Consider the following 20,704-nt stretch of genomic DNA (forward strand, 5'->3'; position numbering starts at 1 on the left):
TACCGGGAGTGGTGGGCCTCCAGGTGGCGAAGATTGATTTTTCCTGACGTTGTCAGTTTGGCACCCTACTAAAGCCGACGATGGAGTGGAGAGCTTTTTTCTCCACTTCTTCATAAGGGGGCTAGTTTTACGTTAAACAGAATGAGGTGATATATGTCACAACCTGCAGCCAGATTAGGCGATGCAACGGGGCATGGTGGAGCACTCGTCAGTGGCTCCGGCAATGTTTTTATTAATGGATTACCCGCCGGTGCCGTAGGGCTCAGCGTGGCACCCTGCGCACTGTTACACGGTGCCGCTCCGGTGGCTTGTGGATCGGGTACCGTCTTTATCAATGGTTGCCCTGCGGCAAGGCTTGGCGATGTGACCGGTTGCGGTGCGCCAATTTGCAGCGGTTCTGGCGATGTATTTATTGGTAACTGAATCATGCAACTGTTAATGACCTGGCCTGATACTCAGCTGGTTTTCAATCTTGCAGAGTCTTACACCTTTAAAAATGCGGCCTGTTTCAGTGTGCGGCAGGGAACATTTGGGACGCCGTTACCGCAGGATAAAAACAACGTTGTTTATTTTTACACTGCTGCTGTCGGGCCGGTCATTTTCAATGACTGCGAAGAGTTTATCTGCTTAATTGATGGTCATGAACTTGAGCGCGGACAGGCACACTCTCTGCGTTTTGGGGCCGTTATTCAGCTGGGTCAGTTCACGTTTGAAGTGACGCTGGGCGATGAAACGGCTGCCCATGATGACATGCTTCACAGCTTGCTTAATGTGCATTCTGCGGAGGAAAAAGCCAGTCTGATCGTCCCGGAACTGGAGGATATTTTGCCTAATGGCGGCCATTATACCGGCGATCTTCGTTATTTTAACGATGCCGTAAAGGGCGCTGAGGCAGAAAAAGATATCCTGAAAAAACTTGAAGTTGAGTACAAAAAATTCCTCATTTGGGGTGAGCAAAACAGGAAGTTTTTTGACGAGAATCCTGAGCTTAATAACAAACTTTCCGGTAGCGATCACTATTTTGATGCGATCAGAGACGAGATGAAAACCCGGACCCTGACAGAGTGCATTATCGAAGCGCCTTCACTGATCGATGAAGTCTGGAAGGAGATGAATATGATGGACTCCTATGACGACCTGCTGGGTGAGGAAGAGAAGCTGGATATCCTCAAATCTCTGGCCCCGGAAAATATCTCCTCAAGAGAGAAAAAACATGTACCGGAGCTGGTGTTCCACGATCTGTACAAAACAGGGCTGGACAGCCTTTATTAATTAACCACGGAAAGGATTATAAAATGACTGAAGCTTCTTCATTAACTGAAGTATTAAAGACCTCACAGCTTAGCGATGTTCTTGCGGATGTTCTGGTTCGGGTTAAAACGAAACCGGAAGATATCGCACTGAGAAAAACTCTGTTCAAACTGTACTGCATTGAAGGCCTGTGGGAAAAAGCCCTGATGCAGCTGCAGACCATTGAACTGATCGATGATAATGCTCAAAAAGAGACCGAGCTCTATAAAAACCTCGTGTTCAGTGAGCTGGTCAGGGAGAGCGTGCTGGCGGGCGAACGTACCGCTGGCCTGTTGGATGAGTCGTCACCTGAGTGGATGTCAATGCTGCTTCAGGCCAACAAGCTGCACACTCAAAAGGAACACGAACAGTCTGAAGCTTTGCGTGCTCAGGCATTCGAGCTGGCGCCTGAAACGGCCGGTAAGGGTGAAATCACCGGTGCATTTAACTGGATCGCCGACAGTGACGGCCGTCTCGGCCCGGTCTGTGAGTTTGTCAGCGCGGGCGGCTATCGTCAGGTGCCTTATTCCGTCATTCAGCTGATGACTGTGCCTCAACCAAAAGATTTGCTGGATCTGATCTGGGCACCGGCTCATATCAAGGTGAATAACGAGTTCTATTATGGCTATATTCCGGCCCGCTATCCCGTCACGCCAGATGCAGAACAAAAACTGAAGCTGGGTACAGTGACCGAATGGGTTCAGGAGTCAGATATTTTCTCTACCGGTATGGGCAGGAAAATGCTGATCACCGATCGGGGCGAATTCTCGTTGCTTGAAGTGACAGAAATCACCTTTGCATAACGGAGCAGGACATGGATAAGAAGCAGCATTATCTGCCGACGCTGTTTGAAAGGTTGCTGGACGACGAGCCTAAAAAACAGCTGGAAAATTATGATGCCTTTCATTTTGATGGAAGAAAGATGCGCGCTATTGTTCAGCAGGATATTTCCTCTTTGCTGAATAATACCAATATCGAAGATCGACTGGATGAACACCGCCATAAGGCTGTTTGTAGTTCAGTCATGAACTACGGTATCGGTGCGCTGGCAGGCAGGTATGCCAATCATCACAACTGGAACATCATTGAGAAAAACATCAGAAATGCGATATTGCGTTTTGAGTCCAGAATTATTCCTGAATCGCTGTTAGTCCGCCCGTTAATTGATAAAGACCATCCGGGTAAAAATGGGATGGTCATTTTTGAAATTCGCGGGCTGATTGAGTGGCACCCGAATCCCATCGATCTCTGCGTCAGCGGTGTGTATGACGTGGAAACCTCGAAAGTCGATTTAAGAAGTTCCTGAGGGCGGCCTGCCGCCCCTTCCCCTCAGCGCCTCTCAGTGGTTAAATCACCTTAACCGCATAATCTCAGGAGGCCCTGTGCTGCCATCGCAAACCGTCAGTCTGACCATTCCCCGTAACTGGCTTGATCTGTACGAAACCATCTGGAAACCTGACTATTTCCCCAAATGGGCCTCTGGCCTCAGTCAGTCCACGCTGGTACAGGAAGGTCACGTCTGGAAGACGACCGGGCCGGGCGATTCGGTAAAAATCCGCTTCACTGAACACAATCCCTTTGGCGTGATGGACCATTACGTTGATACCGGTTTTGGCAAAGAAGTGTATATGCCGATGCGGGTAGTGGGAAATGAAGAGGGCGCGGAAGTGTTGATCACCGTCTTCCGCCAGCCGCTGATGTCTGATGAAAAATTTGCTCAGGATGTGGAGTGGGTGAAGCGCGATCTGCAGGCGTTGCATACGCTGCTGACCACCTGAGTGGAGGGAAGGCCATCAGTTATTGCGAGCAGCCCCGTTCCGGTGTTGGACGGGGCAGTCGCTGATTAAAAGTGGATCACCCCTTTAATCAGCTCGCGATTATTGATCACCTGCGATTCAAAACTTTCTGCCAGGCTGGCAAACTCAAAGCGCCGGTTGAGCATCATCCCGGCGCTGATTTTGCCTGTAGCCATCAGATGGGCCACTCTGGCAAAGTCTTCGTGGGTGGCGTTGCGGCTGCCCATCAGCGTGGTTTCTTTCTTGTGGAACTCGATATCCGCAATCTGGATATCCCCTTTGTGTAGCCCAACAAACACAATGCTGCCGCCGTGACCAATCAGTTTCACCGCGTTATTCATGGCAACCGGGCTGCCGGTGGCATCAATCACCGTTTCCGGCAGACGCCCTGCAAACTGTTCACGCAGCTGCGACTCGAAACCCTCTGCGGCAGCATCCAGCGCCTTCAGCCCGAGGTTTTGCACCACATGATCGCGGCGGAACGGGCTGGTATCTGCCACTATCACCCGGGCACCCGCCGCACTGGCAATCGCCGCCACGCCCAGACCGATTGGGCCTGCGCCCACCACCAGAACACTGTCATCAGGCTGGACTGCGGCGCGTCTTACCGCATGAGCGCTGATGGCGAAAGGCTCAATCAGAGCCGCCGCTTCCGGATCCACGTCGGTAACATCCAGCAGATTGCTGGCTGGCACATTCAGGTAGTCACAAAATCCGCCGTCCTGATGTACGCCGATCACTGAAATTTTCTCGCAGCAGTTGGTTTTGCCGCTTTCACAAGCCGGGCAGATGCCGCAGGAAAGATAAGGGATGACCGAAACTCGTTGTCCAACGCGGAACTGACTGACGCCTGGCCCCAGCGCCACCACTTCCCCGCACAGCTCATGCCCCAGCACGCGGGGATAGCTGAAGAAGGGCTGATTGCCTGCCCAGGCATGGATATCGGTGCCGCAGATCCCGGCGGTGATCATCTTCAGCTGCGCTTCCCCGGCGGCGGGTTCACTCCTGGCACGCTGCTGATAAAGCATCTCTTTCGGCTGCTGGCACACCAGCGTCGTCATCATGGTCATGGTCGTTCTCCGTTGTGATGCCTGATTTATGGGCTAAACCGGGGGGAAGGCGCAGAGGCTGGCGGCGATTTTGTGACTGAGCGCGGCTTTCGCGGGACAGAATTGGTTTTTAATAGATAAAAAACCAGGAGACGCCATGAGCCGCACGCAAAATCTTCGCCATAACGTGGTCAATCAGATGCTGGAAGGTATCAGCCGCCAGCACATCCGCTCACCGTTGCCGCCACAGGCCGCTCTGGCTGAAATGTTTAACGTCAGCCGGACAACCGTGCGGCATACGCTGGCGCATCTGCATGAACGGGGCGTGCTGAACAAGGTGAACGATCAATATCTGATTGTGCGGCCACCTGCGGAGGATGACGGGTTTGATGCGGTCAGCTCGTCGCTGGAAGTGCAGTCGCAACAGTTTGAGCAGGCATTCTTTCAGATGATAAACCAGCGAGTGCTGCGGGCTGGCGAGAGCATCTCTGAGCTGCAGCTGGCTCAGCAGGTTGGCGTCAGTCCGGTGGTGGTGCGGGAATTCTTGTTGCGCTTCAGCCGTTACAACCTGATTGAAAGCGTGCGGCGAGGCCACTGGCTGATGAAAAAATTTGAGCAGCGTTATGCCGAAAAGCTGTTCGAGCTGCGGGAAATGCTGGAAACGCATGGACTGAACCGCTTTATGAATCTGCCCTCTGACGACAAGCGCTGGATCAAGGCTCGTGATTTGCTGAGCCGCCATCGGGAGATGCGCGACACCATTGCCAGCAGTTACCGGATGTTTGCGCAGCTGGATCGTGAGATGCATCAGCTGATCCTTTCGGCCGCCGACAACCCCTTTATCGATCAGTCGCTGGAAATTATTTCGGTCATTTTTCACTCTCACTATCAATGGGACGAGAGCGATCTTAAGCAGCGCAATATCGTCGCGCTGGAGGAGCATATGGCGATCCTCACTGCGATTATCAGCCGCAACGATGTGGAAGCCCATTGCGAATTGCACCGCCACCTCACCACCGCGAAGCAGTCGATGATCCGCTCCATTAATCAGTACAGTGACTGAGATCCCGCTTTTGGCCACACATGGCGATAAAGAACCAATAAAAAACAGTAAACCGCAATCTGTCGCACGGAACAGCAACATGATTACTACGTGAAATTAACACGACTATTACTCTGAGCGGGACATCTTCACCGCCTGTGGCGGCTTAACAGATCACCTGACACTGGGGAGTGCCTTATGAGTAACAGCCCGATTGTGACTGGCAGCGGCAGCGATATTGCTGCCGGCAACGATCCAGTCGATATCGTACCCGCACAGGGTACGCTGATCCGCTCAGTCCGCATCAAGCGTGTGCAAACCACAGCGATGATTTTGCTGTTTCTGGCAGCGATTATTAATTATCTCGACCGCAGTTCGCTCTCCGTCGCCAACACCACGATCCGTGGAGATATGGGGCTGAACGCCACCGAAATCGGGTTGTTGCTGTCCGCGTTCTCACTGGCCTATGGTATCGCTCAGCTCCCCTGCGGGACGCTGCTGGACCGTAAAGGCCCGCGTATTATGCTCGGCATCGGCATGTTGATCTGGTCCTGTTTCCAGGCGTTGTCCGGACTGGTGCATAATTTCACGCAGTTTATCCTGGTGCGTATCGGGCTCGGAATTGGTGAAGCGCCGATGAACCCGTGCGGCGTGAAGGTCATTAACGACTGGTTCAATATCAAAGAGCGTGGCATGCCGATGGGCTTTTTCAACGCGGCTTCGATGATTGGACTGGCTGTGAGCCCGCCGATACTGGCAGCTATGATGCTGTCGATGGGCTGGCGCGCAATGTTTGTCACCATCGGTATTCTGGGCATTTTCCTGTCGGTGGGCTGGTATACGCTTTACCGCAACCGCGACAATAAAACGCTGACCAGGGAAGAAGTTAACTATCTGGATGCGGGCAGCGTTCGGGCACGCCAGGAAAAGATGAGCATGAAGGAGTGGCGCGGCCTGTTTAAGAACCGCACTATGTGGGGAATGATGATCGGCTTCAGCGGCATTAACTATACCGCATGGCTGTACCTGGCCTGGCTGCCGGGATATCTGCAGACCACTTATCATCTGGATTTGAAAGCCACCGGCTGGCTGACGGCGATCCCGTTCCTGTTCGGTGCAGCGGGTATGCTGCTGAATGGCTATGTGGTGGATGCGCTGGTGCGTCGTGGGATGGAGCCGGTGAAAACCCGTAAAATCTGTATCGTGGCCGGGATGCTGTTCTCCGCGGCCTTTACTGCGGTTGTGGTGCAGGCAACTACCACTTCGATGGCGGTGGTGTTGATTGGTATGGCGCTGTTCTGTATCCACTTTGCCGGTACGTCCTGCTGGGGGCTGATCCACGTGAATGTGACCTCGCGGATGACGGCATCTGTGGGGAGCATCCAGAACTTTGCCAGCTTTATTTTCGCGTCGTTTGCGCCGGTGCTGACTGGCTGGATCCTCGATAAAACCGGTTCTTTCAGTATGGCGCTGACGCTGTGTGCCTGTGTGACGGTGCTGGGTGCCTTGTCCTATCTGTTTATCGTTCGTGACCCGATTGTGGATGCAGTGGAATGATTGCTGGTGCGTGGTACAGCCTCTGCGATTAGAGGTATAATCCCACGCATTATTCAACGGGTTCAGAAGCGAACATGACAAAACTTACCTTACAAGAGCAGATGCTTAAAGCTGGATTAGTGACCAGCAAAAAGATGGAAAAAGTGCAGAGAACGGCCAAAAAATCACGGGTTCAGGCTCGTGAGGCAAGAGAGGCGGTGGAAGAAAATAAAAAAGCGCAGCTTGAGCGCGATAAACAGCTAAGCGATCAACAAAAACAAGCTGCTCTGTCGAAAGAATATAAAGCTCAGGTGAAGCAGCTCATTGAAATGAACAAGGTCGTTATTTCAAAAGGCGAGATTGATTTTAATTTCACAGACCATAATCTGATTAAAAAAATAGCGGTTGATAAGACAACTCAATCCCAGCTAATCAGTGGCCGTCTTGCTATTGCTCGCCTGGTTGAGGGGAATAGCGGAGAGAGCAAATATGCTGTTATCCCCGCAATCGTAGCCGATAAAATTGCGCAGCGGGATGCCAACAGCATTGTATTAAACAGCGCACTCAGCCCGGAAGAGGAAAATGAAGAAGATCCGTATGCCGATTTCAAAGTGCCTGATGACTTGATGTGGTAAATGACTTTTGCTTTCAGAACGGGCTGGCATAGCAGGCTTCGATCCGCTCTTTGCTGACGGGATGCGTAAAATGCAATTCACCGGCGTGCAGCATCAGACGCGGCGTCCGTTCGGTGCCGGGCAGCAGGCGACCGCCATACAGATCGCAGCCCAGAATAGGGTGGCCCAACTGCAGGCAGTGAATGCGTAGCTGATGGGTGCGCCCGGTCTCGGGGATGAGTTCCACCCGCGTTAATGGCAGTGACGTTTTGTCTTCCAGCTGATGATAAAAGCGCTCAATAACCCGATAGCGGGAGCGGGCAGGTTTACCGTGAATGGAGCAAATCGACATCAGCGGAAACAGCGCCGGGATTTTGGCAATCGCCGCATCGATAACCCCTACGTTATCTTCCAGATGCCCACAGAGCAGTGCGCTGTACACCTTGGTCACTGTGCGCTGGCTGAACTGTTGGCACAGGGCGGCATTGATTGCTTTATTGCGGGCAATGACCATCAACCCGGAAGTCCCAAAATCAAGACGATGGACGAGGGTGCAACCGGGGAATGTATGAACCAGCCGGTGATGCACAGAATCGAGGTTTTGCGGATTTTTCCCCGAGAGGCTGAGTAACCCGCTGGGTTTATTGATCAGCACCAGGTGATCGTCCTGATAGAGGATCTCTGTCTGCTCATGGCACGGCGGGGCAATAAAGGTATCGATAATCGTAGACATCAGGCTGCCCGGATGGCGAGTGGCAGCGGATAATAACGAATTTTACGCCGACTGGCGAATTCATCGTCGGCTCTTTGCCCACGACATAGAGTCAGAAAAACCAAATAAAAATGATATGATCAAGGGCAGACGGTGCAAGCAGCAACGGACAAGACCTTAACCCATGGGGATGTTTTATGAACCAGGAAATACCACTTAAATTTTATGACATCGTGGATGAGTATTCGACGGAATCGGCAAAGCCGGTGAGCGAGTCAGAGCGTGAATCTCTGGCGCACTATTTCCAACTGCTGCTCACCCGCTTAACGAATAATGAAGAAATCAGTGAAGATGCGCAGCAAGAGATGGCTAGTAAAGCTGGTATCGACGAACAGCGTATTGATGATATAGCGACATTTCTGAACCAATGGGGCAATGAGTAGCGCCTGTACTAAACCACTGTAGGTTTCATGTAGCGCGGTGCTTTACAATCCTCCGCCGATCTCCAATGCGGTAGAACCGACAATAAACTGTCTTTTTTTTCGCCATTTTTATACTTTTTTTACACCCTCTCCCCGTATTTTTACATCAACTTTGCACCCCTCCGGCAACAATATTCGTATCTGAAAGCGCCCCGGAGGTGTGTTGTGAGCATGGCCTTAATTGCCGGCATTGTGCTGGTGTTTCTGCTGTTGGGCTATCTGGTGTATGCCCTGATTAATGCGGAGGCGTTCTGATGGCCGCCAGCGCATTTTTACTGATCGCCAGTTATCTGGTGATCCTGATGATCCTTGCCAAACCTCTTGGAAGTGGCCTTTCCCGTCTGATCGACGATCGTCCGCTGCCCGGTGTTGCGGGTTTTGAACGCCTGCTCTGGCGTGTCAGCGGTGTTGAAAGTCAGCAGATGGACTGGCGACGCTACCTGCTGGCAATCCTGCTGTTTAACCTCGGCGGCATTATCCTGCTTACCGTGATGCTGATGGCCCAGGCCAGCCTGCCGCTTAACCCACAGCAGTTGCCCAACCTGAGCTGGCATCTGGCGCTGAACACTTCGGTCAGTTTTGTGACCAACACTAACTGGCAGTCTTACGCTGGTGAAAGCACGCTGAGTTACTTTAGCCAGATGGTGGGACTGACAGTACAGAATTTCCTGTCGGCTGCCACCGGGATTGCTGTGGCATTTGCTCTGATCCGTGGGTTTGCCAATCGCTCACTCGGTATGTTGGGCAATGCCTGGCGCGACATGACACGCATTACTTTGTATCTGCTGCTGCCATTCTCTCTGCTGATTGCCCTGTTCTTTGTCAGCCAGGGCACACTGCAAAACTTCTCGGGCTATCTCGACCTCACCACGCTGGAAGGCGTTAAGCAGACGCTGCCAATGGGACCGGTTGCCTCGCAGGAAGCGATCAAGATGCTGGGCACCAACGGCGGCGGTTTCTTCAACGTCAACTCTGCTCATCCCTTTGAGAACCCGACTGCATTGAGCAACGTCGTGCAGATGCTGGCGATCTTCCTGATCCCGGCCGCACTTTGCTTCGCGTTTGGGGATGTGGTGAAAGATCGCCGACAGGGCCATGCACTGTTATGGGCGATGTCAGTGATGTTTATCGCAGCGGTGGTGGTGGTGATGTGGGCTGAACTGCGCGGTAATCCGCACTTCCTGACTTTGGGGGCTGACAGCGCCAGCAATATGGAAGGCAAGGAAACACGGTTTGGCATCCTTAATTCCAGCCTGTTTGCGGTGATCACTACGTCGGCCTCCTGCGGTGCGGTTAATGCGATGCATGACTCCTTCACCGCGCTGGGTGGCATGGTGCCGATGTGGCTGATGCAGATTGGCGAAGTGGTGTTTGGCGGCGTGGGCGCGGGCCTGTACGGCATGCTGCTGTTTGTGCTGCTGGCGGTATTTATTGCCGGGCTGATGATTGGCCGCACGCCGGAATACCTCGGCAAGAAGATCGACGTCTGGGAAATGAAAATGACCGCGATAGCGATCCTCGTCACACCCACGCTGGTGCTGCTGGGCACCGCGCTGGCGATGATGACCGATGCCGGGCGCAGCGGGATGGCCAACCCGGGTATCCACGGCTTTAGCGAAGTGCTGTATGCCGTCTCTTCTGCAGCTAACAACAACGGCAGCGCCTTTGCCGGTCTGAGCGCCAACACGCCGTTCTGGAATCTGCTGCTGGCGTTCTGCATGCTGATTGGTCGCTTCGGCATCATCATTCCGGTGATGGCAATTGCCGGTTCGCTGGCCGTGAAGAAAATTCAGCCGGTGGGTAACGGCACCCTGCCAACGCATGGCGTGTTGTTTATTGCGTTGTTGATCGGCACCGTGCTGCTGGTTGGTGCGCTGACGTTTATTCCTGCTCTGGCCCTGGGGCCGGTGGCAGAACACCTGCAAATGTTCGGTCAATAATCGCCGGAGAGAAGAATCATGAGTCGTAATCAACAGGCGCTGTTTGACGGTGCACTGATGCGGGCAGCAGCAAGCGATGCGGTGAAAAAACTCAGCCCGCGCGTACAGTTTCGCAACCCGGTGATGTTTGTGGTGTGGCTGGGTAGCGTGCTGACCACGCTGCTGGTCATCTCTATGATGATGGGGAAAACGCCGGGCAGCGCTGGCTTTACCGCAGCCATCTCGCTATGGCTGTGGTTCACCGTGCTGTTCGCCAACTTTGCCGAAGCGCTGGCAGAAGGGCGCAGCAAGGCGCAGGCCAACAGCCTGAAGGGCGTACAGAAAACCAGCTATGCGAAAAAAATGGCTGCGCCACGTTATGGCGAAAAATATCAACAGGTTGCTGCAGATTCTCTGCGTAAAGGCGATGTGGTGCTGGTGGAAGCCGGGGACATCATTCCCTGCGACGGCGAAGTGCTGGAAGGGGGCGCATCGGTGGATGAAAGCGCGATTACCGGTGAGTCCGCGCCGGTCATTCGTGAATCCGGTGGCGACTTTGCCTCGGTGACAGGCGGTACGCGCATCCTTTCTGACTGGCTGGTGATCCAGTGTAGTGTCAATCCTGGAGAAACCTTTCTCGACCGGATGATCGCGATGGTGGAAGGCGCATCACGCCGTAAAACCCCCAATGAAATCGCCCTGACTATTCTGCTGGTGGCGCTGACTATCGTTTTCCTGCTGGCCACTGCCACGCTCTGGCCGTTCTCTGCCTGGGGCGGTAATGCGGTCAGTATCACCGTGCTGGTGGCCCTGCTGGTTTGCCTGATCCCCACCACTATCGGTGGCCTGCTGTCGGCGATCGGTGTGGCCGGGATGAGCCGGATGCTGGGGGCGAACGTGATTGCCACCAGTGGCCGCGCAGTGGAAGCCGCCGGTGACGTTGACGTGCTGATGCTGGACAAGACCGGGACCATCACGCTGGGCAACCGCCAGGCCACGCAGTTTCTGCCTGCGCCGGGCGTGACTGACGAACAGCTGGCCGATGCGGCACAGCTGGCTTCTCTGGCCGATGAAACGCCGGAAGGACGCAGTATCGTGGTACTGGCGAAACAGAAATTCAATCTGCGCGAGCGGGATCTGAACAGCATGGGTGCCACCTTCATCCCGTTCTCTGCGCAGACCCGGATGAGCGGCGTCAATGTGCAGGATCGCGTGGTACGTAAAGGCGCTGTGGATGCCGTTCGCCGCCACATTGACAGTAACGGTGGCCAGTTCCCGCCGCAGGTGAACCAACGGGTGGAGGAGGTCGCCCGTGCAGGCGGCACGCCGCTGGTGGTGTGTGACGGCGCGAAAGTGATGGGCGTGGTGGAGCTGAAAGATATCGTTAAAGGCGGCATTAAAGAGGGCTTTGCCGAGCTGCGCAAGATGGGCATCAAAACCATCATGATCACCGGGGATAACCCGCTGACTGCCGCCGCCATTGCCGCCGAGGCCGGTGTGGATGACTTTTTGTCAGAAGCGACGCCGGAAGCCAAGCTGGCGCTGATCCGTCAGTATCAGGCCGAAGGGCGGCTGGTGGCGATGACCGGTGACGGCACCAACGATGCTCCGGCGCTGGCTCAGGCTGACGTCGCCGTGGCGATGAACTCCGGAACCCAGGCGGCGAAAGAGGCGGGCAACATGGTGGACCTGGACTCCAACCCCACCAAGCTGCTGGAAGTGGTACATATCGGTAAGCAGATGCTGATGACCCGTGGCTCGCTGACCACCTTCAGTATCGCCAACGATGTTGCGAAGTATTTTGCCATCATTCCTGCCGCCTTTGCGGTGACTTATCCGCAGCTCAATACGCTGAACGTGATGCGCCTGCACTCGCCGGACTCCGCGATCCTGTCTGCGGTCATTTTCAACGCGCTGGTGATTGTGTTCCTGATCCCGCTGGCGTTGAAAGGGGTGAGTTACCGGCCGTTGAGTGCCGCAGCACTGCTGCGTCGTAACCTGTGGGTTTATGGTTTTGGTGGTCTGCTGGTGCCGTTCGCCGGGATCAAAGTTATCGATATGCTGCTGACCGTTACCGGTTGGTTCTGAGGAAACGAACATGAGTCAATTACGTCCTGCGGTGATTTTGCTGCTGCTGCTGTCAGTCATCACTGGCCTGATTTATCCTTTAGTTACTACCGCGCTGGCGCAGATGCTGTTTCCGGCGCAGGCTAATGGTTCGCTGCTGCAGGTGGATGGCAAAGTGCGCGGCTCGGCCCTGATTGGACAGAATTTTACCCGTGCTGATTATTTCTGGGGACGGCCTTCTGCCACTGGTGACTCGCCGTATAATCCGCTGGCTTCTTCCGGCAGCAATCTGGCCGGGACTAACCCGTTGCTGGATGAAGCGGTGAAACAGCGGGTGGCGGCGCTGCGCCAGGCAAACCCGCAGGCCAGTGCGACCGTGCCGGTGGATCTGGTCACGGCTTCTGCCAGCGGGCTTGATCCGCAGATTTCCCCTGAAGCGGCTTTCTGGCAGGTGCCTCGTGTGGCTGCGGCGCGTCAGCTATCCGTCTCAGAGGTGAACCGATTGATTGATGACAATACGTCCACCTCGCTCCCCGGTTTTATCGGTGAGCCGGGTGTCAACGTGGTGCAGCTGAATCTGGCGCTCGACGCATTACAGTGATTTTCAACAAGGACTCCGATGAACGATGAGATACAGCGCCCCGATCCGGATGCGCTGTTACTGCAGGCTGATGAGAGCGGTCGCGGCAAGCTGAAAATCTGGTTTGGTGCCTGTGCCGGCGTGGGAAAAACCTGGGCAATGCTGCAGGAAGCACGACGCCTGCGTGAGCAGGGGCTGGAGGTGCTGATCGGCATCGTGGAGACCCACGGTCGTGAGGAAACGGCTGCGCTGCTGGACGGGCTGAACGTATTGCCACGGCGGGCAACCGGGCAGAACCGCCATCCGGAGTTTGATCTGGATGCCGCGCTGGCCCGACACCCTGCGGTGATTTTGATGGATGAGCTGGCGCACACCAACGCGCCCGGTTCACGCCATCCAAAGCGCTGGCAGGATATTGAAGAGCTGCTGGATGCGGGCATCAACGTGATGACCACCGTTAACGTTCAGCATCTGGAAAGCCTGAACGATGTGGTCGGCGGCGTGACGGGTATCCGCGTGCGTGAGACCGTTCCCGACCCCTTTTTTGATGCTGCCGATGAGGTGGTGCTGGTGGATTTGCCCGCCGACGACCTGCGCCAGCGCCTGAAAGAAGGCAAGGTCTATATCGGCGACCGGGCCGAACGCGCCATCGAAAACTTCTTCCGCAAGGGTAACCTTTATGCGCTACGTGAACTGGCTCTGCGCCGTACGGCTGACCGCGTCGATGAGCAGATGCGGGCCTGGCGCGACAGTCAGGGGCGTGAAAAAGTCTGGCACACGCGGGACGCAATCCTGCTGTGCATCGGCGAGAATACCGGCAGCGAAAAACTGGTCAGAACCGCAGCCCGTCTGGCAGCCCGTCTCGACAGCGTCTGGCACGCTGTTTATGTCGAAACGCCAAGGCTGCACCGCCTCTCTGAAGCCCGGCGGCGCGGCATTTTGCGCACCCTGCAACTGGCGCAGGAGCTGGGAGCTGAAACCGCCACGCTCTCCGATCCCAGCGAAGCAAACGCGGTGCTGCGTTACGCCCGTGATCACAATCTGGGCAAAATCATTATCGGCCGCAGGCCCACCCGCCGCTGGAAGCGCGACAGCTTTGCCGATCGGCTGGGCCAGCTGGGGCCGGAGCTGGATCTGGTGATTGTCGCTCTGGATGAGCCGGTCTCCCTGCCAGCCAGCCCGCTGTCAGACAACAGAGTATTGAGCGATAAATGGCGTATGAAGCTGAGAGGCTGCATCGCCGCAGCGCTGCTCTGTACGCTGGTCACTCTGCTGGGGCGCTGGGTGCTGCCCGGCGTTGATTCCGTCAATCTGGTGATGGTCTATTTGCTGGCCGTGGTGGTGGTAGCCCTGCGCTATGGTCGTCTGCCGTCGGTGGTGGCAACGGTACTCAACATCATCGCCTTCGATCTGTTTTTTGTCTCACCCACCGGCACGATCGCCGTTTCGGACGTGCAGTATCTGGTGACCTTTGGGGTGATGCTCGCCGTCGGGGGGATTGTCGGAAACCTGACCGCCGGGGTACGTTACCAGGCTCGTGTGGCCCGTTACCGTGAGCAGCGGGCGCGGCATTTATATGAAATGGCCAGGACTCTCAGCCGGGCGCTGAGCCAGCAGGATATTGCTCAGGCCTTACCCCGCAGCCTGGACATCACGCTGCAGGCCAGAAGCGAGCTGATGCTGCCGGATGAGAACGGCGAGCTGGTGGCGACAGGAGAGTCCCGCCTGAGTGCCGTGCCTGACCGGGCGATTGCCCGCTGGAGTTTTGATAAGGGGCAGCCTGCCGGAGCCGGAACTGACACGCTACCGGGCGTGCCGTGGCAGATCATCCCGCTGAAAAGCGGCAGTGAGACGCTGGGGTTGCTGGTGCTGGAGCCGTTAAACCTGCGTCAGTTGATGATCCCCGAGCAACAACGGCTGGTGGAAACCTTCACCGTGCTGATAGCCAATGCGCTGGAACGTGTTGCACTCAGCCAGCGTGAAGCCGTTTCACGCCTGGCCGCCGAGCGTGAGCAGCTGCGTAATGCGCTGCTTTCTGCTCTTTCTCATGACCTGCGTACGCCGCTGACCGTGCTGTTTGGCCAGTCAGAGATCCTGACGCTGGATCTGGCGAGCGAAGGCTCAAAACACGCCGTGCAGGCCAGTGCGATGCGCGAACAGACCCTGAATACCATCAGGCTGGTCAACAATCTGCTGGATATGGCGCGGCTGCAGTCCGGCGGTTTCAGCCTGCGGGCTGAGTGGATGGCGCTGGATGAGCTGATCGGCAGCACGCTGAGGATGATGGCCCCTTCGCTGGGCGGCCGCAAAATCGAACTGGATATGCCGGAGGATATGCTGCTGATCCACGTCGACGGGCCGCTGATGGAGCGGGTTCTGATCAACCTGCTGGAGAATGCGCTGAAATATGTTGGCGCGCAAGCGGCGATTGGTATCCGCGCCCGGACTCAGGCGCGGCAGTGGCTGACGATTGAAGTCTGGGACAGCGGCCCCGGGATTACGCAGGGCCAGGAACGACAGATTTTCGAGAAGTTTTCCCGTGGCAGCAAGGAGTCCGCCTTGCCGGGCGTCGGGCTGGGGTTGGCAATCTGTCAGGCGATTGTCGATATTCATGGCGGGAAGATCCATGCGGAAAACCGCCCGGAAGGCGGTGCCCGCTTTGTGATGACTCTGCCGATGAAAGAGCCACCGCTTATTGAGGAATATCAGTGACTTTTTATCCCGGAAATGCCGTTAAATGCACTTAACGGTCAGTGATCAGGCCAGGCATTTACCGATAAACTCTGCGGCGCTGCGTGCGCCCTGCGCTGAGATAGTGTGCCCGACAGAGGGGGCAAACTGGGTGCTGACCACCACACCCAGCTCGCGCAGTTTCTCTGCCGCAATCTCGCTTTCCGCATAAGGAATTACGCTGTCGGCCATGCCGTGGATAATCATCACCGGGGTCTCTTTTGCGACGCTATAGGGCGCAGGCGAGGCTAAGCGACCGGAAAACGCAACCAGACCGGCTACCGGCCACCGCCCGGAAATCACGGCATCCAGGCCCATAATTGACCCCTGCGAGAAACCCACCAGAACCACTTTATCCAGCTGGTCCTGCATCTGATGTTCAGTCAGGATCGCATTGAGTTCCGCGTCGAAGGCATCGCGAGCCTCTTCAACCCGCTGCGCACGGTTGGCCGGAGTGACCCCTGCCACGCTGAACCACTGGTAGCCTGGCCCGTGTTCAAACCGGAAAGGGGCATCAGGGCTGGCGAAGCTTACGCCGGGCAGATCGCCGGACCAGTGGGTGCCCAGACCGGCCAGATCGTCTCCGTTGCTGCCAACGCCGTGCAGTAAAATTACCACTCCTTTCGCCATGATGAGCCTCGCTTGCGGGTTATGGTATGCTGGCGGGTTGCCAGAGCCTGTACATTACACTGATTCCATTCTGATTATTATCCGGCTTAACTCGCAGACTTTATTTCTGTTTCGGAAGAAATAACCAGCCTTTCACCGTTCTGCGCATCGAAAAGATGCAGTTTATCGGCGTTGATCCCCAGTGAAATTGATTGCTCAGGCTCTGCGGCTACCCGTCCGGCGAACTGGACGTGCAACGGGAAGTCCTGCCACTCAACGTGCAGCAGGCTGGATTCTCCCGTCACCTCGATCAGTTTCACCCGCGCCTGCGGCAGATCGCTGGCCGCATTGAAAACAAAATCCTGTGCCCGGATGCCAACAATCACCGGCCTCTGGCCCTGCTGTGCGGCGGCCTGATGCCAGCGAGCGGGCAGGGTAAACCACAGGCCGTTGCACTGTACGCCAGGTATGCCCTGCCGGGTCTCCAACTGACCTTCCAGCAGATTCATCGGCGGCGAACCAATAAAGCGGGCGACGAAGGTATTCACCGGGTAGTCATAAATCTCCAGCGGTTTGCCCTGCTGAACGATCACGCCGTCGCGCATCACCACAATCTGATCCGCCAGCGTCATTGCCTCAACCTGATCGTGAGTCACGTAAACCATGGTGGTTTTGAAGCGCTGATGCAGGGCTTTAATTTCTGCCCGCAGCTCCATACGTAGCTGGGCATCAAGGTTGGAGAGAGGTTCGTCAAACAGAAAAACCTGTGGATTGCGAACCATTGCGCGGCCCATTGCCACGCGCTGACGCTGGCCACCCGACAGCGCACGGGGATAGCGGCTCAACAGCTTACTGATGCCTAAAATCTCCGCCACGCGGGCGATCTTGCTCTGCTGCTCTTCCCGCTTAACGCGCCGGACTTTCATATGGAAAGCCAGGTTTTCAGACACGGTCAGGTGGGGATACAGGGCGTAGCTCTGAAACACCATCGCGATATCCCGATCCGCCGGATCGAGATCGTTAATCTGCTTGTTATCCAGCAGGATCGCGCCGTCTGAGACGGTATCCAGCCCCGCCAGCAGGCGCAGCAGGGTGGATTTTCCGCAGCCGGAAGGGCCAACCAGCACGGTAAAACTGCCGTCGGGGATTGTGAGATTCAGCGGATTCAGCACCGTTTGTTTGCCATAACGCTTTGCCACGCCAGCCAGTTCTACACGAGCCATACATTCCTCTCTTAAATACGGTCAGCCTTTGCTGCCACCGCTGGCCAGTCCGCTGACCAGGCTTTTTTGCAGCCAGATGGCAATAAACAGCGGCGGCACGGAAGCCAGAATCCCAACGGCGGCAATCAGCCCGTCATCGGTGGCGCGTCCCGCAGTAAAACCGGCGATGGTCACCGGCAGCGTTTGTGCGCTGATATTGCTGGTAAACAGCAGCGCATAGAAGAACTCATCCCATGCCAGCAGCCAGCCGAACAGCGCGGAAGCACCCAGCACCGGTTTCGCCAGCGGCAGGGTGATACGCAGCAGTACCTGCCAGAAGCGCAGCCCGTCCAGCCTTGCCGCCTGTTCGATATCCAGCGGCAGGGCGTCGAACTGGTTTTTCAGCATCCAGGTGAGAAAGGGCAGGATTAGCGAACAATAGACCAGCACCAGCCCCAGATGGGTGTTCAGCAGGCTGAGCTGAGTGAGGACAAAGTACAGCGGCAGCACGAACGCCACCGGCGGCACCATATAAATCGCCAGGCTGCCGTACAGCCAGCCGTCGCGGCCCGGATAGCGGGAGAAGCTGAACGCTGCAGGAATAGCCAGCAGGAGCGAAATCAGGGTGGCGCCACAGGCGACCAGAATACTGTTACCCAGCGCGTGCAGGAACAACTCTCCGGGCTGGCCCGCCTCCAGCGAGACCAGTCGGGCATAACGGCTGAAATCCCACTGGCGCGGCAGCCACTCCAGCGGCACGCGGGTCAGGTCGGTGTTGGAGCTGACGCTCATCAGAAACAGCCACAGCATCGGGCCGATAATGCTGATCGCCACCAACAGGGCCGCCAGATAGCGGAAGAAGGTGCGAATATTACGTTTCATTGGTGGTACTCCTGCGGCGCTGACGCCAGACCATCGCCATGTAAATAGCGATTAATATGCTGCACATCAGCGTCATCAGGATGGCATAGGCTGCACCGCTGCCGGCGCGCAGGTAGCTGAACGACTCCTGGTAGACGTAAAAGCTGAGGGTTTTAGTGCTGTCCACCGGGCCGCCGCGCGTCATCACGTAGATGATGTCGAAGATTTTAAAGGCGTCGATGGTGCGCAGAACCAGCGCCACGCTCAGCGGCCCGACAATTGCCGGGAAGGTAATTGCACGGAAGCGGCGGAACGCGGAAGCGCCGTCCAGCCTGGCAGCCTCGAACAGATCCTCCGGAATTGATTGCAGTGCCGCCAGCACCAGTAAGGTCACCAGCGGGTAGTTTTTCCACACGTCAGCCAGCATGACGGCGTTCAACGCGGAATCCGGCGAGCCGAGCCAGCTGCGGTAGCCATCAATAATCCCCAACTGAGTGAGCAGGGCATTGATGCTGCCGTAGTCAGGGTTGAAGTTCAGTCGCCACATCATCGCATTGACGATGGTAGGCAGTGCCCAGGGCAGGATCACCAGCACCCGAAGCACGCTGCGACCGTAAAATTTCTGGTTAAGCAGCAGCGCAACCAGCACGCCGATAATGCCTTCCAGCGCCACCGACAGTATGGTGAAGTAAAGGGTGCGGAGCAGGGAAGAAAGAAAGTCCGGATCGGTCAGGGCGTAAAGATAGTTCTCCACCCCGACGTAGTAAATGGTGCCGCCGTTACTGATTAAAGCGGCATCGGTAAAGCTGAGCCAGATAGTGCGCAGCAGGGGCCAGGCGGTCAGCATCCCCATGACGATCAGCATGGGTGCCAGGAGCACCCATGCCTGACGCTGCTCGCGTTGTGGCAAACTGAGCATCAATACCCCTTAGTGCAGACGTTGGGCGCTTTTTGTCACGGCTTCCATGGCGGATTCCGGCGTCTGTTGACCTTGTAGCACCTGCTGGAGCTGCTGTTGCAGGGTGTTGGACAAACGGGAATAGTCAGCGGTGATCGGACGCATCAGCATCACATTCAGCGCTGGTTTCGCCGCGGCAATCAGCGGTTCCTGACCTTTCTGCACGGCAGGATCGTCGTAGGACGATTTCCAGATTGGCAGGCTCAGACGAGCATATTTGTTCTGCACCGGCTGTGAAGTCAGGTAGCGGATATACTGCCACGACTCGTCAGGATGGCTGCTGGTCTGCGTCACGCCAAGCCCCATTGAGCCGTTCATCGCGGCCACTTCGCCCGGTTTTTCAGACGGAGCAGGTACGATGCCCACATCACCTGCCACTTTGCTCTGCTTCGGATCGTTAGCCATGTTGTACATGTAGGTCCAGTTCAGTGCGAAGGCCGCATCGCCGTTAGAGAAGACCTTGCGCACGTCCTCTTCCAGATACTCACGGGAGTTCGGGTTCGTGACGCCTTTATCCAGCGAGGTCTTCATGTAATCAACGGCTTTGACTGAACCGGCATCGTTGAAGTTCAGCTTGCCGTCTTTATAGAACTGTCCGCCAAAGGCCGATACCAGCGTGGTGTAGTCACACACCAGCGCTTCAGCCTGCGACCAGCTCCAGACCAGCGGGTATTTGACGATGCCTTTCTCTTTCAGGATCTGCGACTGTTCCATCACCTGTTCCCAGGTTTTTGGCGGGTTGGCAATCCCGGCTTTAGCCAGCATCGCTTTGTTGTAATAGAGATATTTGGTATCGAGGATCCACGGCATCCCCCACTGTTTGTTGTTCCAGCTTACGGTGCTCCAGGCGCCGTCAAACACTTTGGCTTTTTCATCCGGCGTGATCTGGCTGGTGATATCTTTCAGCATGTTGAATTTGCTGAATTCAGCGGGCCACATATCATCGAACAGCACCACATCGTAACCGTTGCTGCCTGCACCGCGAGCCGCGACGATTTTATCGTGCAGCGCTTCATAAGGAACGAATTCCAGATTGACGGTAATATCCGGGTGGGCTTTTTCGAAATCGCTGGTCATGGCGCGCACATCGCTTTCGCTGTAGGCGGCCTGTGACATAAACAGAGCGTTGATTTGCGTTTTGGCTGAGGCCATCCCGGAGGCGCTCACTGCCAACAGGGTCAGTAAATAACCGGTAAAGCGGGGGGTAAATCGACTCGTCATACAAACTCTCCGTTATGATACATAAGAAGCGATTGA

General features: G+C 55.9%; 21 protein-coding genes. 14 read left to right on the plus strand and 7 right to left on the minus strand.

Annotated elements, in window-relative coordinates:
• Window positions 1-153 precede the first annotated feature (153 nt).
• From GSQ70_RS03250 to GSQ70_RS03270, 5 genes are all read left to right on the plus strand, one after another.
• Window positions 154-423 carry a PAAR domain-containing protein gene (locus GSQ70_RS03250; protein ID WP_158781097.1) on the plus strand — a complete coding sequence of 90 codons (270 nt, stop codon included), beginning with the start codon at window positions 154-156 and terminating at the stop codon, window positions 421-423.
• A 15-nt stretch (window positions 424-438) separates the two neighbouring features.
• Window positions 439-1,272 (plus strand): TagK domain-containing protein, encoded by an 834-nt coding sequence (locus GSQ70_RS03255; RefSeq protein WP_158781099.1) that lies wholly within the window; start codon window positions 439-441, stop codon window positions 1,270-1,272.
• A 23-nt stretch (window positions 1,273-1,295) separates the two neighbouring features.
• A complete protein-coding gene (locus GSQ70_RS03260; protein ID WP_158781101.1) occupies window positions 1,296-2,093 on the plus strand; it encodes a type VI secretion system accessory protein TagJ in 798 nt (265 codons plus the stop codon).
• Window positions 2,094-2,104: 11 nt separating this feature from the next.
• Window positions 2,105-2,596: a type VI secretion system baseplate subunit TssE gene (locus tag GSQ70_RS03265; protein ID WP_158781103.1), complete on the plus strand. Its 492-nt coding sequence runs from the start codon at window positions 2,105-2,107 to the stop codon at window positions 2,594-2,596.
• A 76-nt stretch (window positions 2,597-2,672) separates the two neighbouring features.
• Window positions 2,673-3,068, plus strand: coding sequence for a polyketide cyclase (locus GSQ70_RS03270; protein WP_158781105.1), 396 nt, complete (start codon window positions 2,673-2,675; stop codon window positions 3,066-3,068).
• Window positions 3,069-3,133: 65 nt separating this feature from the next.
• On the opposite strand, the gene GSQ70_RS03275 is transcribed toward GSQ70_RS03270, so the two are convergent.
• A complete protein-coding gene (locus tag GSQ70_RS03275; RefSeq protein WP_158781107.1) occupies window positions 3,134-4,156 on the minus strand; it encodes a zinc-binding alcohol dehydrogenase family protein in 1,023 nt (340 codons plus the stop codon).
• 136 nt (window positions 4,157-4,292) lie between these two features.
• Between GSQ70_RS03275 and GSQ70_RS03280 the strand changes: the two genes are divergently transcribed.
• The 3 genes from GSQ70_RS03280 (at window position 4,293) to GSQ70_RS03290 (ending at window position 7,348) form a co-directional block, all read left to right on the plus strand.
• Window positions 4,293-5,198, plus strand: a complete 906-nt coding sequence (locus GSQ70_RS03280) for a GntR family transcriptional regulator (RefSeq protein WP_158781109.1) — start codon at window positions 4,293-4,295, stop codon at window positions 5,196-5,198.
• Between the two features lie 306 nt (window positions 5,199-5,504).
• Window positions 5,505-6,734 (plus strand): MFS transporter, encoded by a 1,230-nt coding sequence (locus GSQ70_RS03285; RefSeq protein ID WP_233268526.1) that lies wholly within the window; start codon window positions 5,505-5,507, stop codon window positions 6,732-6,734.
• A gap of 74 nt (window positions 6,735-6,808) precedes the next feature.
• Entirely contained in the window at window positions 6,809-7,348 is a 540-nt protein-coding gene (locus tag GSQ70_RS03290) for a DUF2058 domain-containing protein (RefSeq protein ID WP_158781111.1), read from the plus strand.
• A gap of 13 nt (window positions 7,349-7,361) precedes the next feature.
• Here GSQ70_RS03290 and GSQ70_RS03295 read toward each other — a convergent pair whose 3' ends face one another.
• Complete coding sequence (locus GSQ70_RS03295; protein ID WP_158781114.1) at window positions 7,362-8,060, minus strand: RluA family pseudouridine synthase; 699 nt, start codon at window positions 8,058-8,060, stop codon at window positions 7,362-7,364.
• Window positions 8,061-8,236: 176 nt separating this feature from the next.
• Between GSQ70_RS03295 and GSQ70_RS03300 the strand changes: the two genes are divergently transcribed.
• The 6 genes from GSQ70_RS03300 to kdpD all read left to right on the plus strand — a co-directional run bounded on the left by GSQ70_RS03300 (window position 8,237) and on the right by kdpD (window position 15,799).
• Window positions 8,237-8,482 (plus strand): YmjA family protein, encoded by a 246-nt coding sequence (locus GSQ70_RS03300; RefSeq protein ID WP_158781116.1) that lies wholly within the window; start codon window positions 8,237-8,239, stop codon window positions 8,480-8,482.
• Between the two features lie 210 nt (window positions 8,483-8,692).
• Window positions 8,693-8,776: a K(+)-transporting ATPase subunit F gene (kdpF, locus tag GSQ70_RS03305; RefSeq protein ID WP_071994970.1), complete on the plus strand. Its 84-nt coding sequence runs from the start codon at window positions 8,693-8,695 to the stop codon at window positions 8,774-8,776.
• The gene (kdpA, locus tag GSQ70_RS03310; RefSeq protein ID WP_158781118.1) at window positions 8,776-10,461 is read left to right on the plus strand and encodes a potassium-transporting ATPase subunit KdpA; all 1,686 of its coding nucleotides are present in this window, start codon (window positions 8,776-8,778) and stop codon (window positions 10,459-10,461) included. The genes kdpF and kdpA overlap by 1 nt, the downstream gene beginning before the upstream one ends.
• A gap of 18 nt (window positions 10,462-10,479) precedes the next feature.
• Window positions 10,480-12,528, plus strand: coding sequence for a potassium-transporting ATPase subunit KdpB (gene kdpB, locus GSQ70_RS03315; protein WP_158781120.1), 2,049 nt, complete (start codon window positions 10,480-10,482; stop codon window positions 12,526-12,528).
• A 10-nt stretch (window positions 12,529-12,538) separates the two neighbouring features.
• Window positions 12,539-13,108: a potassium-transporting ATPase subunit KdpC gene (kdpC, locus tag GSQ70_RS03320; protein ID WP_158781122.1), complete on the plus strand. Its 570-nt coding sequence runs from the start codon at window positions 12,539-12,541 to the stop codon at window positions 13,106-13,108.
• An 18-nt stretch (window positions 13,109-13,126) separates the two neighbouring features.
• Window positions 13,127-15,799, plus strand: a complete 2,673-nt coding sequence (gene kdpD, locus GSQ70_RS03325) for a two-component system sensor histidine kinase KdpD (protein ID WP_158781124.1) — start codon at window positions 13,127-13,129, stop codon at window positions 15,797-15,799.
• A 45-nt stretch (window positions 15,800-15,844) separates the two neighbouring features.
• Here kdpD and GSQ70_RS03330 read toward each other — a convergent pair whose 3' ends face one another.
• From GSQ70_RS03330 to GSQ70_RS03350, 5 genes are all read right to left on the minus strand, one after another.
• Window positions 15,845-16,447, minus strand: a complete 603-nt coding sequence (locus GSQ70_RS03330) for an alpha/beta hydrolase (RefSeq protein WP_158781127.1) — start codon at window positions 16,445-16,447, stop codon at window positions 15,845-15,847.
• An 86-nt stretch (window positions 16,448-16,533) separates the two neighbouring features.
• Window positions 16,534-17,649: an ABC transporter ATP-binding protein gene (locus GSQ70_RS03335; protein WP_158781129.1), complete on the minus strand. Its 1,116-nt coding sequence runs from the start codon at window positions 17,647-17,649 to the stop codon at window positions 16,534-16,536.
• Between the two features lie 21 nt (window positions 17,650-17,670).
• Window positions 17,671-18,510, minus strand: a complete 840-nt coding sequence (locus GSQ70_RS03340) for a carbohydrate ABC transporter permease (RefSeq protein ID WP_158781131.1) — start codon at window positions 18,508-18,510, stop codon at window positions 17,671-17,673.
• Window positions 18,500-19,408 carry a carbohydrate ABC transporter permease gene (locus tag GSQ70_RS03345; protein WP_158781133.1) on the minus strand — a complete coding sequence of 303 codons (909 nt, stop codon included), beginning with the start codon at window positions 19,406-19,408 and terminating at the stop codon, window positions 18,500-18,502. The genes GSQ70_RS03340 and GSQ70_RS03345 overlap by 11 nt, the downstream gene beginning before the upstream one ends.
• A gap of 9 nt (window positions 19,409-19,417) precedes the next feature.
• Window positions 19,418-20,668: an extracellular solute-binding protein gene (locus GSQ70_RS03350; protein WP_158781135.1), complete on the minus strand. Its 1,251-nt coding sequence runs from the start codon at window positions 20,666-20,668 to the stop codon at window positions 19,418-19,420.
• Between the last annotated feature and the right edge of the window lie 36 nt (window positions 20,669-20,704).

The organism is Pantoea sp. BAV 3049 (assembly GCF_009765445.1).
Taxonomy (GTDB): Bacteria; Pseudomonadota; Gammaproteobacteria; order Enterobacterales; family Enterobacteriaceae; genus Erwinia.

Bases quoted from the DNA above. Each gene is read 5' to 3' on its own strand.
- GSQ70_RS03250 (WP_158781097.1), top strand. From the start codon at position 154: ATGTCACAACCTGCAGCCAGATTAGGCGATGCAACGGGGCATGGTGGA.
- GSQ70_RS03255 (WP_158781099.1), top strand. From the start codon at position 439: ATGACCTGGCCTGATACTCAGCTGGTTTTCAATCTTGCAGAGTCTTAC.
- GSQ70_RS03260 (WP_158781101.1), top strand. From the start codon at position 1,296: ATGACTGAAGCTTCTTCATTAACTGAAGTATTAAAGACCTCACAGCTT.
- GSQ70_RS03265 (WP_158781103.1), top strand. From the start codon at position 2,105: ATGGATAAGAAGCAGCATTATCTGCCGACGCTGTTTGAAAGGTTGCTG.
- GSQ70_RS03275 (WP_158781107.1), bottom strand. From the start codon at position 4,156: ATGACCATGATGACGACGCTGGTGTGCCAGCAGCCGAAAGAGATGCTT.
- GSQ70_RS03280 (WP_158781109.1), top strand. From the start codon at position 4,293: ATGAGCCGCACGCAAAATCTTCGCCATAACGTGGTCAATCAGATGCTG.
- GSQ70_RS03285 (WP_233268526.1), top strand. From the start codon at position 5,505: ATGATTTTGCTGTTTCTGGCAGCGATTATTAATTATCTCGACCGCAGT.
- GSQ70_RS03290 (WP_158781111.1), top strand. From the start codon at position 6,809: ATGACAAAACTTACCTTACAAGAGCAGATGCTTAAAGCTGGATTAGTG.
- GSQ70_RS03295 (WP_158781114.1), bottom strand. From the start codon at position 8,060: ATGTCTACGATTATCGATACCTTTATTGCCCCGCCGTGCCATGAGCAG.
- GSQ70_RS03300 (WP_158781116.1), top strand. From the start codon at position 8,237: ATGAACCAGGAAATACCACTTAAATTTTATGACATCGTGGATGAGTAT.
- kdpF (WP_071994970.1), top strand. From the start codon at position 8,693: ATGGCCTTAATTGCCGGCATTGTGCTGGTGTTTCTGCTGTTGGGCTAT.
- kdpA (WP_158781118.1), top strand. From the start codon at position 8,776: ATGGCCGCCAGCGCATTTTTACTGATCGCCAGTTATCTGGTGATCCTG.
- kdpB (WP_158781120.1), top strand. From the start codon at position 10,480: ATGAGTCGTAATCAACAGGCGCTGTTTGACGGTGCACTGATGCGGGCA.
- kdpC (WP_158781122.1), top strand. From the start codon at position 12,539: ATGAGTCAATTACGTCCTGCGGTGATTTTGCTGCTGCTGCTGTCAGTC.
- kdpD (WP_158781124.1), top strand. From the start codon at position 13,127: ATGAACGATGAGATACAGCGCCCCGATCCGGATGCGCTGTTACTGCAG.
- GSQ70_RS03330 (WP_158781127.1), bottom strand. From the start codon at position 16,447: ATGGCGAAAGGAGTGGTAATTTTACTGCACGGCGTTGGCAGCAACGGA.
- GSQ70_RS03335 (WP_158781129.1), bottom strand. From the start codon at position 17,649: ATGGCTCGTGTAGAACTGGCTGGCGTGGCAAAGCGTTATGGCAAACAA.
- GSQ70_RS03340 (WP_158781131.1), bottom strand. From the start codon at position 18,510: ATGAAACGTAATATTCGCACCTTCTTCCGCTATCTGGCGGCCCTGTTG.
- GSQ70_RS03345 (WP_158781133.1), bottom strand. From the start codon at position 19,408: ATGCTCAGTTTGCCACAACGCGAGCAGCGTCAGGCATGGGTGCTCCTG.
- GSQ70_RS03350 (WP_158781135.1), bottom strand. From the start codon at position 20,668: ATGACGAGTCGATTTACCCCCCGCTTTACCGGTTATTTACTGACCCTG.